Origin of the sequence: Devosia sp. (assembly GCF_024707125.1) — a bacterium.
Classification (GTDB): domain Bacteria; phylum Pseudomonadota; class Alphaproteobacteria; order Rhizobiales; family Devosiaceae; genus Devosia.
In genome coordinates, this window is sequence record NZ_JANQAH010000001.1 from 83690 (window position 1) to 98908 (window position 15219).

Here is a 15219-nt window from a genome sequence, read left to right on the forward strand (position 1 = left end):
CGAACCGCGCCCGGCTTACACCTTATGCTCGGCCCGATCCCTATCCGTCACCGTCGCCAGATCCAGCACCTTCTGGATATTGGTCGCATGGCGGAAGCTCGGCTCGAGGTTCTTCCCGGCCCGCACCGCTTCAGCAAAACGCTGATAATTCGTCGGCACCGGGTCGACCGCAACCTCGGTCCAGGTACCGGTCTCGATATCGTCGCCAAGGCACGTAAACAGCTTCGACCAGTCATGCCGATGCTGCACTTCCACCGAGCCCTTTTCGCCATAGACGCGCAGGCGCAGCTCATTGAAGTGGCCGGTCGCCCAACGCGTTGCATGGACCACGCCCAGCGCGCCATTCTCCAGCTGCGCCGTCATGGCAAAGCTGTCATTGGCGTCGAGATCGTATTCACCAATCCGGTTGCCCTCAGCCTTGTCAAAGGTGTGTAGGCGGCAGAACACATCCGAGAAATCGCTGCCAGCGCCATAGGCGGCAAAGTCGAGAATGTGCACGCCAATATCGCCCAGCACGCCGTTTGAGCCGTGCTTCTTCGACAGGCGCCACAGCCACTGGCTTTCCGTGCGCCAGTCGCCCCACGCCTTCGAAACCAGCCAGCTCTGCAGGTAGCTCGCTTCAAAATGCTTGACGGCGCCGACCTGACCGGACTGCACGATCTCGCGCGCCTTCTGCAGCTGCGCGACATTGCGATAGGTCAGGTTGACCATGTTAACGAGGCCCAGCCGCTCGGCCGTCTCGGTCATTTCCATGGCCTTGGCATGGTCCGTCGCGAGCGGCTTTTCGCAGAAGACGTGCTTGCCGGCATTCAGTGCCGCCATGGTCGTCGGATGGTGGATGCTGTCCGGGGTGACATTGGCCACCGCGTCGAACTCGCCCCAGGCCAGGGCCGCGTCGAGCGAGCCAAAACCCCTCTCGATACCGTGGACCTTGTTGAACGCCTCGACCCGCGCCGGATCGACGTCCACGCCGCCCACCAGTGTCACGCCGTCGATGGCAGCGAAATGCTTGGCATGCTGATTGGCCATGCCGCCGGTACCCAGAATGAGGATACGCATTCTTTTGATTCCTTGGCCGCCGCGGCAGCCGCTAAACAGTTTTCAACTCACCGGGGCCGCAAAGTAGCCCTCGATACCTACCCCATCGTCATCGCCCGGCTTGTCCGGGCGATCCATTACCGCGCTCGCGGCCCCTGGATTGCCCGGACAAGCCGGCCAATGACGAAAGAAGGGAAATTGCGTCTTACTTCTTCACTTCGCCTGCATGGTCGGCCGACGAAAGCTTGGCGCCGCGTTCTTCGATCTTTTCGATCGCTTCGCCAACCGGCGTATTCGGCGCCTTCATCAGGTGCGAATGGCGGTCGCCGTTATAGGCCCAGTTGACCGCATTGCGCAGCACCTGGCCCACATTGGCGTCGTGATAGGTCGGATAGGTTTCGTGGCCGGGGCGGAAGTAGAAGATATTGCCCGCGCCGCGACGATAGGTCAGGCCCGAACGGAACACTTCGCCGCCCTGGAACCAGGAAACGAACACGGTTTCGAGCGGCTCCGGCACGGAGAAGGGCTCGCCATACATTTCTTCATATTCGAGCTCGAAGTAGGCCGGCAGGCCCTTGGCGATCGGATGACCCGGATTGACGACCCAGAGGCGTTCGCGTTCGCCCGCTTCGCGCCAGTGGAGGTTCGCCGGCGAACCCATCAGTCCCTTGAAGACCTTGGAGTGGTGGCCCGAATGCAGCACGATCAGGCCCATGCCCTGCCACACATGTTCCATGACGCGCTTGACGACGACGTCGTCGACCTTGTCGTGAGCCGCATGGCCCCACCAGACCAGAACATCGGTTTCGGCCAGCACGGCATCGGTCAGCCCGTGTTCCGGTTCCTGCAGCGTCGTGGTCTTGGTCGAGATATTGCTATCCTGCGCGATGAGCGAGGCAATCTGGTTGTGCATCCCGTTGGGATAGTTTTCAGCAACCGTCTTGTTCTTCTGCTCGTGGACGTTCTCGCCCCAGACCAGGGTACGGATCGGCATTGGTAGTCTCCTAGTTTGACGAGCCGGATGTGGAGGCATCGGCCCTTTCTCATTTCTCTGCGCCATTCCCGCGAAGGCGGGAATCTCCTTTCATCGATCAAGGGAGATTCCCGCCTTCGCGGGAATGACGCAGCGATTGGTTTTGTGGCGGCCCTAGGGCCGCCACGGCATTTGTGATTGATTTAGCGGATCGGCTTGCCCGCGGCATCGAAACGATGAATGCGCTCTTCCTGCGGCGAAACCTTGAGCACCTGGCCGCTCTGATAGCTGACCGCACCGTCGAGGCGTACCACGACCGGTTCTTCCTGGCCCATATCGAGATAGACATAGGAATCCGCACCGAGATTTTCGGTATGGATCACTGTGCCTTCCCAAATGCCATCGGCTTTGATGTCCATGTGCTCGCCGCGAATACCCAGCGTCGCACAACCGAACTTGTCGGCCTTGTCGCCGGCAATGAAGTTCATCTTGGGCGAGCCGATAAAGCCGGCAACGAAAATGCTGTCCGGGCGCTCATAGAGCTCCATCGGCGTGCCGACCTGTTCGACAAGACCATCGCGCAGCACGCAGATGCGGTCGGCCAGGGTCATGGCCTCCACCTGGTCATGTGTCACATAGATCATGGTGACGTGGTCCATGCTCTCGTGGAGCTTGGCGATCTCGATACGGGTCGCCACACGCAGCGCGGCGTCGAGGTTCGACAGCGGTTCGTCGAAGAGGAACACCTTCGGATCGCGGGTGATGGCCCGGCCGATGGCAACGCGCTGGCGCTGACCGCCCGAAAGCTGCTTGGGCAGGCGGTCGAGATACTGCCGGATCTGCAGCATGTCGGCGGCTTTTTCCACGCGCCGCTGGATCTCTTCCTTGCCCTTGCCCTTTTCGAGCGTCAGGCCGAAGGCCATGTTTTCGTAGACCGTCATATGCGGATAAAGCGCATAGGACTGGAACACCATGGCAATGCCGCGCTTGGAAGGCGCCAGCGCATTGACCAGCTTGCCGTCAAACAGCATCTCGCCCGAGGTAATATCCTCAAGTCCCGAGATCAGGCGCAGCAGGGTGGATTTGCCACAGCCCGAAGGGCCGACAAACACCATGAACTCGCCCTTGCGGACTTCCAGATCGACGCCCTTGATCACGTCGACCATGCCAAAGGACTTGCGGACATTGCGAAGTTCGATCGCAGCCATTTTCTAAAACTCCTTAGCCCTTCACGCCGCCGGCCGTCAGGCCCGACACGATTTTGCGCTGGAAGACGAGAACGAGGATCACCAGAGGCACGGTGACGATGACCGAGGCAGCCATGATGTTGCCCCAGGGGATTTCATATTGGGTGCTGCCCGAGAGCAGCGCGATGGCCACCGGCACGGTGCGTGTCTCGTTACTGGAGGTGAAGGTGAGCGCGAAGAGGAACTCGTTCCACGCCCCGATGAAGGCGAGGATGCCCGTCGTCACCAGCGCCGGCCACATCAGCGGCATAAACACGCGGGTAATGATCACCCAGGGCGAAGCCCCGTCGACAATGGCCGCTTCTTCGATTTCCACCGGCAGGTCACGCATGAAGGTCGTCAGAACCCACACGGTGAACGGCAGCGTAAAGATCGTATAGGAGAAGATCAGCGCCCATGGCGTGTTGTAGATGCCCAGGGCTCGGATCACCTCGAAGAGGCCGGCCAGCACCGCCATCTGCGGGAACATCGAAATCCCCAGAATGGTCAGCAGCAACAGCCCCCTGCCCCGGAACCGCACGCGGGCCAGCGCAAACGACGCGGTGATGGCAAGAAACAGCGCCAGGATCACCGTGACCGAGGACACGAAGATCGAATTGAGCAGGTTGCGCGGGAAACTGCCCGAATTGAGCACGTTCCAATAGTTGTCGAGGCTGAACGAGGTCGGCCAGTAATTGACCTGGAACAGCGCCGTACCCGACTTAAAGCTGGTCAGGATCGCGTAGTAGAACGGGAACACGCTCACCAGGACGATGAAGCCTACGAGCAGGTAGAACAGCGTCCACTTGGTCGCTTTCCAGAGATCGAAAGTCGCACCCATTATCGGTCTCCCCCGTCAAACTTCACTTGGCCCAGCCAGATATAGAGGATGGTCAGGACGGCGATGATCAGGAACAGCAAGGTCGACATGGCCGAGCCATAGGCGAACTTGTCGAAGTCGAAGAGATTTTCGCGCGCCAGCACGCTCATCGTCTTGGTCGCCGCGCTATTGGGCGTCAGCACGTAGATGAGGTCGAAGATGCGCAGCGCGTCGAGCAGGCGGAAGATGATCGCGACCATCAGCGCCGGGCGAACCAGCGGCAGCGTGATCTTGAAGAACTGCTTGACCGGATGCACGCCGTCGATTTCGGCGGCTTCATAGATATCCTTGGGGATCATCTGCAGGCCGGCCAGAATGAGCAGCGCCATGAACGGCGTCGTCTTCCAGATATCGACGATCAACACTGCGGTCATCGCCGTTTCGGCGGTCGCAGTCCAGGCAACCTTCTGGCTCAGGAGGCCAAGGCGCATGCCAAGATCATTGAGAATGCCGAACTGGTCATTGAGCATCCAGCCCCACATACGGGCGGAAACGATGGTCGGGATGGCCCACGGGATCAGGATGGCGGCACGAACGATACCACGGCCCTTGAACTCGGCATTGAGCACCAGCGCCACCATCATCCCGAGCACGGCTTCGAAAAGCACCGAGACGAAGGCAAAGCGCACGGTGTTCCACACCGCGTTCCACCAGGCCGGATCGACCAACAGGCCACGCCAGCGCACCGAGCCACTTTCAAGCACGGTCCAGCGCAGGTAATTGCCAAAGCCGATCCACTGCGCCTCGTCCAGATTGCTCAGCGAGGCGTCGGTGAAGGAAAAATAGATCGATCGCAGTAGCGGCCAGCCGGCCACCACCGCGAGAGCAATCAGCATTGGGATGAGGAACAGGCGCGCGGCGCGAATGCGCTGCTGCATCAGTTCCGATTTCACTTTTGGCGCGGCCACCCTGGTGGAAGACGCCAGTGTTTCGGTTGTCATCGTTGCTCCTCCCAACGCCTATGGTCATCTATTGCGCAAGGCGGGCGGCGGGAAATCCCGGCCGTCCGCCTTGCTGCTGGGCCCTGGGAGGACTTACCAGGCGTCGCCCTTGAGTTCGGTCAGGTCGGCTTCGAGAACTTCAAGATTCTCGGCAGCAGTACCATTGCCCGAAAGCGTGGAGTGCACGGCGCTCCAGAACAGCGAGGAGACCTCGTTGTACTTGACCTGGGTCGGAGCGGACGGGCGCGGCACGGCGTTCTGGAAGATTTCCTTCCAGGCCGGGATGATCGGCTGGCCTGCAGCGATGTCGGCGTCGTCATAGAGCGCTTCGATCGTGGGCAGGTTGGACTGCATCAGGGCGCGTTCCTTCTGCACTTCGGACGAGCTCAGATAGAGCGCCAGTTCGATGGCGGCATCCGGATCGGGCGAGTACTTGGAAACGGCAACGTTCCAGCCGCCGAGAGTGGCAGCCGAGCGGGCTTCCGGACCGTCGCCGGCCGGGAGCGGAGCAACGTCAAACTTGCCGGCAATCGGCGAGTCCGCGCCATTGCCGAGCGAGTAGGCATAGGGCCAGTTGCGGTGGAACACGGCATTGCCGAGCTGCCAGACGCCGCGGCTTTCTTCTTCCATATAGGCCAGGTTGCCTTCCGGAGAGATGGTGCCGATCCAGCCAGCAGCCATGTCGATGGCCTTGGCAGCCTGCTCGTTATTGATCGAGATGGTGCCGTCAGCTTCAACGATCTGGCCGCCGCCGAAGGACTTGACCCATTCAAGCGCATTGCAGGTCAGGCCTTCATAGGCATTGCCCTGGAACAGGAAGCCCCACATTTCGGCGTTGCCGGCAGCGCGTTCCGCATCCATGATTTCCTTGGCGGTCGCTTCAAGCTCGGCCCAGGTAGCAGGAACGGTCTTGCCGTACTTTTCCAGCAGGTCCTTGCGGTAGTAGAGCGCCGGAGCGTCGGTGAAGGCCGGCAGAGCCACGAGCTTGTCGCCCACGGTCTGGGACTCGATGATCGAGGGGAAGTGGTCGCCCACGATATCCTTGGCGGCTTCCGAAAGATCGAGGAACTGGTCGGCGAGCTGCGGCGCCCAGATCACGTCGGTCTGGTAGACGTCGATGTCGGTATTGCCGGCAGCCAGCCACAGCTTGTACTGGCCGAACTGGTCGGTGGTCGAGGACGGCATCGGAACGATGGTCACCTTGTGACCCGTGTCGGCCTCGAACTTGTCGAGCTGGCCGCGCAGGAACTCAAGGCCCGTGCCGGTATCGCCGGAAACGATGGAGAGCTCGGCAGCCTGCGCCGCCCCAGCCACCAGCGTCACGCTCGTCAGCATCGCGACAAGCAACTTGTTCAGTGTCATTGGAAATCCTCCCGAAAGAAACCTTGCGCAGGGAGGCAAAACGGCGCGGCCCAACGCAGCACGCGTGAGCCCGCAATTCCCTCCCCTAAAGCACCCACCCCACCGTTCACGCCGGCAGATTTTCAAAGCGCTTTGGATGAAAAGGAACCAGAGCCGCAGAAAACTGTCAAGCACCGACCGCGGCCAATTTTCACCATTTTTGCTCACACCTACAAAATCACATTTATTTTCAATATCTTACAAATTGCAGAACGTCACTTTTGGGCCAAATCGTTAAAATCGATCTGATGTACGCACCTCAGCCATTTTCAAACTTTGAAGCCCTCTTGCATCAAAAATTGAAATCGCTTTGAATGCACTTTGGAGGAGTTGGGCAAAGGCTCTGGTCAAAGAGCCCTGCCTGCCCTAATGGCGAGGCGAACACAGCGGCCGCAAGGCCAAGCCCCGGAAAACCGGGCGCCGAAACCATCTGGGCCAGAAGCCGCTATGAGATTGAAAGACCTTGCCGAGCATCTCGGCCTGTCGCAAACGACGGTGAGCCGCGCGCTCAATGGCTATCCCGAAGTCAAGGAAGCGACGCGTGCGCGTGTTTCCGAGGCTGCGGCACAGCTTGGCTATCGCCCCAATGCCAGCGCCCTGCGCCTCGCCACCGGCCGCGCCGGCGCCATTGGCCTTGTCCTGCGCGGCGCCGACGAACTCGGCCCCCACATGTCCGAATTCCTCTCGGGCCTTGGCGGCCGCATGGCAACGCAGGATATCGACATCGTTGTCGCGACCGTCGCCTCGCACCAGGAAGAGCTGGCCGCCTATCGCCGCCTTGCCGCCAGCCAGCGCGTCGACGCCATGATTCTGCATTCGCCCACGCTCAAGGACGAGCGGGCCGAATTGCTGATGGAGCTGAAGGTCCCCTTCGTGCTGCATGGCCGCACCAATGTCGCCAAGCCTGTCGCCTGGCTCGACATCGACAATACCGGCGCCCTCGAGCGCGCCACCAGCCACCTGCTTGATCTCGGCCACCGCCGCATTGCCCTGCTCAATGGCGTCAAGGGCCGCACCTTTGCCGAGCATCGGGAGCTCGGCTACATGGCCGCCCTCTCGGCCCGCGGCGTCCCGTTCGATCCGGCATTGATGGGCAATTCAGTCTTCACCGACGAAGTCGCCTTCCGCATGGCCCAGTCCATGCTCGAGCTCCGCCCCCGCCCCACGGCCTTTCTGGCCGGCTCGATGATGACCGCCCTCGGCGTCTTCCGCGCCATCCGCCAAGCCGGCATGCAATTGGGCACCGACGTCTCCATGATCGCCCATGACGACGTTTTCCCCTATCTCAACGCCGACAACATGTACCCCACCATGTCGACGACCCGTTCCTCCATCCGCCAGGCCGGCGAACGCATGGCCGAACTGCTGCTGCAACTGTTGGGCGGCAAGCCGGTCGCCGACATTCATGAGCTCTGGCCGGTAGAACTGGTGCTGCGCGAAAGCTCCGGGCCGGCGCCGCTGTTTTAGGGCGCCAAATGCCTAGCCGCTTGCCCTTGGCGCGAGCGCTCCGCCCGTCTCAATCGTCACGCTCGGGCTTGACCCGAGGGCTCTGCACTACCAACCATGACCAAGTGAAGCGTCCTCGGGTCAAGCCCGAGGATGACGTTCGGTGGCTGAATCAAAACCTCACGCCCCGAGCCTAAACCCCTTCATCCGCTCATAAAACGGCCGTGCTTCATCCGCGATCTGAGCTAGCCGATCCGGCAGCGGCCCAATCTCGTCGGGCGGCGAAAACCCGGTGCTATTGTAGACAGCATTGTACCAATGGCCCCCCCACACCCCATCTTCCGCATGCGGCCCTTTCGGCCAGCTCAGCATGGCCGGATCCCAATCCAGCCCCACCGCCGCACAAAGCGCCGGCAGCATCCCCTCCGGATTGCGCCTGATATCGTCGCTATCCACGACCACCGGCGCCGTCCCAGTCCTTTGCGCCACCCGGTCGAACAGCATCGCCTGCCCTTCGAACCCGATATCGGCCAGCGTCACGCTCTCCCGCTTCTGCGCATAGGACGCCAACACCCGCTCCGGCGATCGCAGCAGGAACACATTGGTGACCTCATCCATCCAGTCGAGCGGAAAGCCCTCAACCATGTGATGGCTCATATGCTTCTGATACCAGACGGCCTTGCCCCCCGGTACCGGCCCCAGGATATGCCGCACCACCGCATCCGGGTCCTGCGGCTGCGAGGCCAGAACCTCCTCCTGCATGGGATGAACCAGCCCCGTCGCTTTGAGATAGGCCGCATAAAACGGCTCATCACTCACAAAACTATCTGCCCGCGAGGAAAAGCTGCGCATCATCGCCGTGGAAAGGTTCCGCGGCCCCGACCACATGGCAATCCTTCTTACTTCGCTCATGGCCGGAACGTCTCCGCCTCGATCAGCTCCCGATAAAGCCCGGCCAGCCGCGCCGTCATCTCGCCCGGAATGGGCCCCGGCCCCTTCAGCGGATGCCCCATCCGCCGCCCATCCACCTCACGCACCGACGTAAGTCCCGCAAACGTGCCGGTCACAAAGGCCTCATCCGCCCCATAAACATCCGTCAGCGAGAAATTCTTCTGCCGCACGGTGATCCCCGCAGCTTCCGCGACCCGGATGATATTCCCGCGCGTAATCCCCCCGAGGCAGTAATCCCCGGTGGAGGTCCAGACCTCGCCCCGCCGCACAATGAAGAAATGCGTCGAGTTACACGTCGCCACAAACCCCTGCGGGTCCAGCATCAGCGCCTCATCCGCCCCCGCCTTCGCCGCCTGAATACACGCCTGGATGCAATTGAGCTTCGAGTGCGAGTTGAGCTTCTGGTCCTGCATATCCGGCGCCGTACGACGGATCGTCGAGGTGAAGAGCGAAATCCCATCCGGCTTTGGCGACGGCGCCTTGTATTCGGGAATGATGACAATGGTCGCATCGCCAATCGTCACCCGCGGGTCCTGATAAGGCGTCGCCTTGATCCCGCGCGTCACCATCAGCCTGATATGCACGCCATCGGTCATGCCATTGGCGGCAAGACAATCAAAAATCCGCTTCACCAATTCGTCCGGCGTCAGCCCCACCGAAAAATCGAGCGTTTTCGCCCCTTCATAAAGCCGCTCAAGATGCGCCCAGAGAAACGGAATACCGCCCTTGTGCAGCCGCAGCCCCTCCCAAACGCCATCGCCCAAAACGAACCCGGAATCGAAAACGGACACGACCGCCTTGTCGCGCGGCATCAGCTGGTCGTTGACGGCAATAAGAATGGAAGCATTGCGCGGATCGTCCGCATAGGCATGAACGCCATAGGCCATCAGAGTAGGCTTTCTATTCGTTAGACGCGCCGGAAACATCTCCTCTCAGGCCGCCGGTGTCGAGTGCCGAGTTTATGCTTCAGCCCACGCGTGCACTTCTTCCCCACCCACCGGCTGTCACCCCGGCGAAGGCCGGGGCCCATCCCCCGCCGCGCGAAAACCCCGAAAGTGCAGATGAGGCGACATCATCTCAGGATGGGCCCCGGCCTTCGCCGGGGTGACGCCGGTGGTGGTCGTTGGCTTCTGTTTCCTTCGCCCAATCCACCTTCAAACCGAAATTTTTGACCATCTGGACGAAACTGTCACAATTGGGCAATCTCCCCTTGCGGCTGGGAGGACGCGAGCAGATGGGCAGATAGGCGCAATATACTGGTGTTGCGGCAAGTATCGCCCGCTCACGGGCGACGCCTCGCCGTCATACAACTGTCATTGCACTGTCATGCCGCCCCTCTACTCCCTCGCCCGTTCGCAGCGGCTCTCCCCGTGGGAAAGCCCGCGACTGCTCATTCAGGGAGACAAAGAATGACGTTCAAGTCTGCGCTGACCACCTCGGTTTCGCTTCTCACCGTGCTCAGCTTCGCGGCTCCGACTTTCGCCCAAACCGATCTGGCAGCGCTCTACGAAGCCGCCAAGACCGAAGGCCAGCTGACCGTGATCGCCCTGCCCCATTCCTGGTGCAACTATGGCGGCGTGATCGAAGGTTTCAAGGCCAAGTATCCTGGCATCGCCGTCAATGAACTGAACCCCGACGCCGGTTCGGCCGACGAGCTCGAAGCCGTCCGCGCCAACAAGGGCAATACCGGCCCGCAGGCCCCCGACGTCCTCGACATCGGTCTCGCCTTTGGCCCGCAGGCCAAGGACGAAGGCCTGCTGCAGGCCTACAAGGTCTCGACCTGGGACGAAATCCCGGACGATGCCAAGGACGCTGATGGCTTCTGGTACGGCGACTACTATGGCGTGCTCGCCTTCGGCATCAACAAGGACATCATCACCGGCGACAACCCCACTTCCTGGGCTGACCTGAACAAGGACGAGTTCGCCAACTCCGTCGCTCTGGCTGGTGATCCGCGTACTGCCAACAACGCCATCATGTCGGTCTTCGCCGCTGGTCTGTCGACCGGTGCCGCTCAGGACGCTGCTGCCCAGGCAGGCCTTGAATACTTCAAGGCCCTCAACGACAAGGGCAACTTCGTCCCGGTCGACGCTGAAGCTGCCGCCATTGCCCAGGGCACGACCCCGATCGCCATCAACTGGGACTACAACCTGCTCGCCGCTCGCGACAACCTCAACGGCAACCCGCCGATCGAAGTCGTCGTGCCGTCCGACGGCGTTGTTGCCGGCGTCTACGTCCAGGCTATCTCGGCCTTCGCACCCCACCCGAACTCTGCCAAGCTCTGGATGGAATACCTCTATTCCGACGAAGGTCAGCTCGGCTGGCTCGCTGGCTACTGCCACCCGATCCGCTTCAACGCCCTCGCCGAAGCCGGCAAGCTCCCGGCCGACCTGATGGCCAAGCTCCCGGCTGCCGAAAACTACGCCAAGGCCGTGTTCCCCTCGATCGAAGAGCAGAACACCAACAAGGCCACCATCACCGGCGGCTGGGACAGCACCGTCGGCGCTTCGGTTCAGTAAGCTCCAGTCCAGCGCCGTGGGGGTGGAAACTCCCACGGCGTCATTCCCGCGAAAGCGGGAATCCCTCCCTCTCCACGCAGAGAGATTCCCGCTTTCGCGGGAATGACGCGGCTGAAAGGCGTCATATGTCGAGCATCGACCTGCCCGGTTCCAAACCACCCCGCCGCATCCCCTGGGACTCCCTCGCGGTTCTCCCCTTCGTCATCTTCGCGGTGATGTTCCTCTTCCTGCCCACGCTCTCGCTGATGGGCGCCGCCTTCACCGACCGTGCCGGCAATTTCACCCTCGATAACATCGCCGGCCTCTTCACCGACCAGATCATGGCCGCCTACTGGATTTCGATCCGGATTTCTGGCGCCTCCGCCATTCTCGGCGCGCTGATCGGCCTCGCCATCACCCTCGCCATCATCCGCGGAAAGCTGCCCCAGGGCCTGCGCTCCGCCGTAATGACCTTTTCCGGCGTCGCCTCCAATTTCGCCGGCGTCCCCCTGGCCTTCGCCTTCATCGCCACCCTCGGACGCCTCGGCCTTGTCACCATCGTCATCCGCACGCTGTTCGACTTCGACATCTATCGCCAGGGCGGCTTCAACCTCTTCTCCTTCTGGGGCCTGACCCTCACCTATCTCTACTTCCAGATCCCCCTGATGGTCCTGACCATCGCGCCCGCCGTCGACGGCCTCAAAAAGGAATGGAACGAAGCCGCCCAGACCCTCGGCGCCAATGCCTGGCAGTTCTGGCGCTATATCGGCTTCCCCATCCTCTGGCCGTCCGTCCTCGGCACCCTGTCGCTGCTCTTCGCCAATGCCTTCGGCGCCATCGCCACCGCCTGGGCGCTCACCGGTTCGAACCTCAACATCGTCACCGTGCTGCTCTACAACCAGATCCGCGGCGATGCCCTCCAAAACCCCGGCCTCGGCGCCGCGCTGGCTTTGGGCATGATCGTCATCACCTCGCTCGCCAACGTCATCTATCTCGTTGTCGCCGCCCGCGCCGAAAGGTGGATGAAATGAAGTCCGACAAGTTCTGGGCCTGGCTGGTCTTCATCCTCGGCGGCGCCTATTTCATCGTCCCGCTCGCCGCCACCTTCGAATTCTCCCTGCGCATGCGCCGCGGCACCTATTCCTTCGACGCCTATGCCTCGGTCTTCGCCGACCCCTATTTCGCCTCGAGCTTCACTTACTCAGTCGTCGTCGGCCTCTTCACCATCATCGTTGGCATCCTCGTCGTGGTCCCCGCGGTCTATTTCGTCCGCCTGCGCATGCCCTGGCTGCGCCCCTTCATGGAATTCGTCACCCTCCTGCCGCTGGTCATCCCCGCGCTGGTGCTCGTCTATGGCTATATCCGCCTCTACGGCTCCTCCTCGCTGATCCCCTTCACCGGCTCCGTCCTCGGCACCGATATCCTGCTCACCTGCGCCTATGTCACCCTCGCCCTGCCCTACATGTACCGGGCCGTCGACAACGGCATGCGCACCATCGACATCGGCACCCTGACCGAAGCCGCCCAGATCGCCGGCGCCAACCAGCTCCAGATCATCGGCCAGATCATCCTGCCCAATATTCTCGTCGCCATCCTCTCCGGCGCCTTCCTGACCTTCGCCATCGTCATCGGCGAATTCACCATTGCGAGCCTGCTCAATCGGCCGGCCTTCGGCCCCTATCTCGTCGGCATCGGCACCAATCGCGCCTATGAGCCCGCCGCACTCGCCATCATCTCCTTCATCATCACTTGGGGCGCCATGGGCATGATCAACGTGCTCGGCCGCTTCGCCCCCCGCACTTCCGCCAGGACCGACTGACCATGGCCGCCTTCCTCGAAGTCCAGAACCTCGTCAAATCCTTCGGCACCAATACGGTCGTGAAGGGCGTCAACTTCGCCTTCGAAAAGGGCGAGTTCATCTCGCTCCTCGGCCCCTCCGGCTGCGGCAAGACCACGATCCTCCGGATGATCGCCGGCTTCGAACGCCCCACCTCCGGCTCCATCCGCGTCGATGGCGAAGAAATCACGCATCTGAAGCCCAACCAGCGCAAGCTCGGCATGGTCTTCCAAGCCTACGCCCTCTTCCCGAACCTGACCGTTGGCGACAACATCGCCTTTGGCCTGAAAATCGCCGGCATGCCCGCCGACCAACGTCGCGCCCGCGTTGAGGAAATGCTCAAACTCATCGGCTTGCCCGGTTTTGAAAAGCGCTTCCCCTATGAAATGTCCGGCGGCCAGCAGCAGCGCGTCGCCCTCGCCCGCGCCATCGCGCCCAAACCGCGCCTCCTCCTCCTCGACGAACCGCTCTCTGCGCTCGACGCAAAGATCCGCGTCTCCCTCCGCGAAGAAATCCGCGCCATCCAGCAGGACCTGGGCATCACCACCGTCTTCGTCACCCACGATCAGGAAGAGGCCATGTCCATCTCCGATCGCATCGTGGTCATGAACGCAGGCAATCTCGACCAGACCGGCTCGCCCCACGAAATCTACAACCGCCCCTCGACCCGCTTCGTCGCCACCTTCGTCGGCCAGCTCAACACGCTCCCCGAAGCCAGTTTCGGCCCCAACCGCGCCATCCGCCCCGAGCTGATTTCCCTCACCCCGCGCCCCGAAACCGACACGACCCTGACCGGTACCATCTCCGACGTCGGCTTCCTCGGCTCCGTCGTCCGCCTCCGCGTCGACGTCGCCGGCACCCCCATCAGCATCGACACTTTTAATAGCCACGCCCTCACCCCACCCCAGCGCGGCGACACGGTTACGCTGCACCTGGCCGCCAAGGACGTGCTGACGCTGGGGGCGTAGTTCCCGCCCAGCAGCCCCACCCTTCCATCGTCATTGCCGGGCTTGTCCCGGCAATCCATCTGGCACCAGCGCCTCTCTCTTTCCACGGTGTCATTCCCGCGAAAGCGGGAACCCCTGTTTGCGAAACGGAGATTCCCGCTTTCGCGGGAATGACACCGAGATTGGGGCGGCACGTCTGCCCACACCCGAACTACGCACCTTCCTAAATACCCTTTGACCACCCACCCCGCCCCGGCCCATTCTCCCGCCAACACAACCGGGAATCGCGCCATGGACACCACCTTCGTCACCACCGAATGGCTCGCCGCTCATCTCAGCGATCCCGGCCTAATCGTCGTTGACGCCAGCTGGCACATGCCCAACGCCGCGCGCAACGCCCAGGCAGAATACCTCGCTGGCCACATCCCGGGCGCCGTCTTCTTCGACATCGACGGCATCGCCGATACCACCACCAACCTGCCCCACATGCTGCCCTCGCCGGCCGACTTCGCCCACATGGTCGGCGCCCTCGGCATCGGCAGCGATATGACCATCGTCATCTATGACGAGCTCGGCCTTTTCAGCGCCCCCCGCGTCTGGTGGACCTTCAAGACCTTCGGCGCCGAAAAAGTACACATCCTTTCCGGCGGCGGACCAAAATGGCGCGCCGAGCGCCGCCCGCTCGAAGCCGGCCTTGTCGCCAAGCGCGCCGCGCATTTCGACGTCAAGTTCCACCCCGATCGCGTCGCCGATTTCGACTTCGTCCGCGCCCGCAGCCGGGACGAAGCCGCTCAAATCCTCGACGCGCGCCCGGCCCCGCGCTTCCACGCCGAAGTCCCCGAGCCCCGCCCCGGCCTCCGCGCCGGTCACATTCCGAACAGCCGCAATATCCCGGTAAGCCTCCTCTCCGAAAACGGCGTCCTCAAATCCCCCGAGGCGCTCAAAGCCATCTTCGCCGAACGCGGCGTGGATCTTTCAAAACCTATCATCACCTCCTGCGGCTCCGGCGTCACCGCCTCCACCCTGGCTCTCGCCCTCGACCAGGTCGGCGCCAAGACCGTCGCCGTCTATGACGGCTCCT

The 15219-nt window shown here is 62.1% G+C and carries 14 protein-coding genes; 6 read left to right on the top strand and 8 right to left on the bottom strand.

The features are described from left to right. Positions 1-15 precede the first annotated feature (15 nt). From NVV77_RS00445 to NVV77_RS00470, 6 genes are all read right to left on the bottom strand, one after another. Complete coding sequence (locus NVV77_RS00445) at positions 16-1059, bottom strand: Gfo/Idh/MocA family oxidoreductase (RefSeq protein ID WP_295409563.1); 1044 nt, start codon at positions 1057-1059, stop codon at positions 16-18. Between the two features lie 184 nt (positions 1060-1243). Beyond that, a complete protein-coding gene (locus NVV77_RS00450; protein WP_295409566.1) occupies positions 1244-2032 on the bottom strand; it encodes a ThuA domain-containing protein in 789 nt (262 codons plus the stop codon). Positions 2033-2214: 182 nt separating this feature from the next. Beyond that, entirely contained in the window at positions 2215-3219 is a 1005-nt protein-coding gene (locus NVV77_RS00455) for an ABC transporter ATP-binding protein (RefSeq protein WP_295409570.1), read from the bottom strand. Positions 3220-3232: 13 nt separating this feature from the next. After that, positions 3233-4078: a carbohydrate ABC transporter permease gene (locus tag NVV77_RS00460; RefSeq protein ID WP_295409573.1), complete on the bottom strand. Its 846-nt coding sequence runs from the start codon at positions 4076-4078 to the stop codon at positions 3233-3235. Beyond that, positions 4078-5058 (bottom strand): carbohydrate ABC transporter permease, encoded by a 981-nt coding sequence (locus NVV77_RS00465; RefSeq protein ID WP_295409576.1) that lies wholly within the window; start codon positions 5056-5058, stop codon positions 4078-4080. Before NVV77_RS00465 ends, NVV77_RS00460 begins: the two co-directional genes overlap by 1 nt. A gap of 93 nt (positions 5059-5151) precedes the next feature. After that, on the bottom strand, positions 5152-6420 hold the full coding sequence (locus NVV77_RS00470) for an ABC transporter substrate-binding protein (RefSeq protein WP_295409579.1): 1269 nt from the start codon (positions 6418-6420) through the stop codon (positions 5152-5154). 486 nt (positions 6421-6906) lie between these two features. Between NVV77_RS00470 and NVV77_RS00475 the strand changes: the two genes are divergently transcribed. Then, positions 6907-7926 (top strand): LacI family DNA-binding transcriptional regulator, encoded by a 1020-nt coding sequence (locus NVV77_RS00475; protein WP_295409583.1) that lies wholly within the window; start codon positions 6907-6909, stop codon positions 7924-7926. Positions 7927-8085: 159 nt separating this feature from the next. On the opposite strand, the gene NVV77_RS00480 is transcribed toward NVV77_RS00475, so the two are convergent. After that, positions 8086-8817 carry a hypothetical protein gene (locus NVV77_RS00480; RefSeq protein WP_295409586.1) on the bottom strand — a complete coding sequence of 244 codons (732 nt, stop codon included), beginning with the start codon at positions 8815-8817 and terminating at the stop codon, positions 8086-8088. Next, entirely contained in the window at positions 8814-9743 is a 930-nt protein-coding gene (locus NVV77_RS00485; RefSeq protein WP_291406525.1) for an aminotransferase class IV, read from the bottom strand. Before NVV77_RS00485 ends, NVV77_RS00480 begins: the two co-directional genes overlap by 4 nt. Before the next feature lie 522 nt (positions 9744-10265). Between NVV77_RS00485 and NVV77_RS00490 the strand changes: the two genes are divergently transcribed. The 5 genes from NVV77_RS00490 to sseA form a co-directional block, all read left to right on the top strand. Continuing rightward, positions 10266-11375 (top strand): ABC transporter substrate-binding protein, encoded by a 1110-nt coding sequence (locus NVV77_RS00490; RefSeq protein ID WP_295409596.1) that lies wholly within the window; start codon positions 10266-10268, stop codon positions 11373-11375. Positions 11376-11500: 125 nt separating this feature from the next. After that, a complete protein-coding gene (locus tag NVV77_RS00495; RefSeq protein ID WP_295409599.1) occupies positions 11501-12385 on the top strand; it encodes an ABC transporter permease subunit in 885 nt (294 codons plus the stop codon). Continuing rightward, a complete protein-coding gene (locus NVV77_RS00500; RefSeq protein WP_295409602.1) occupies positions 12382-13173 on the top strand; it encodes an ABC transporter permease in 792 nt (263 codons plus the stop codon). Before NVV77_RS00495 ends, NVV77_RS00500 begins: the two co-directional genes overlap by 4 nt. A gap of 2 nt (positions 13174-13175) precedes the next feature. After that, on the top strand, positions 13176-14159 hold the full coding sequence (locus NVV77_RS00505) for an ABC transporter ATP-binding protein (RefSeq protein WP_295409605.1): 984 nt from the start codon (positions 13176-13178) through the stop codon (positions 14157-14159). Between the two features lie 270 nt (positions 14160-14429). Beyond that, the coding region (sseA, locus tag NVV77_RS00510; protein ID WP_295409608.1) for a 3-mercaptopyruvate sulfurtransferase at positions 14430-15219 on the top strand (790 nt) is incomplete at its 3' end.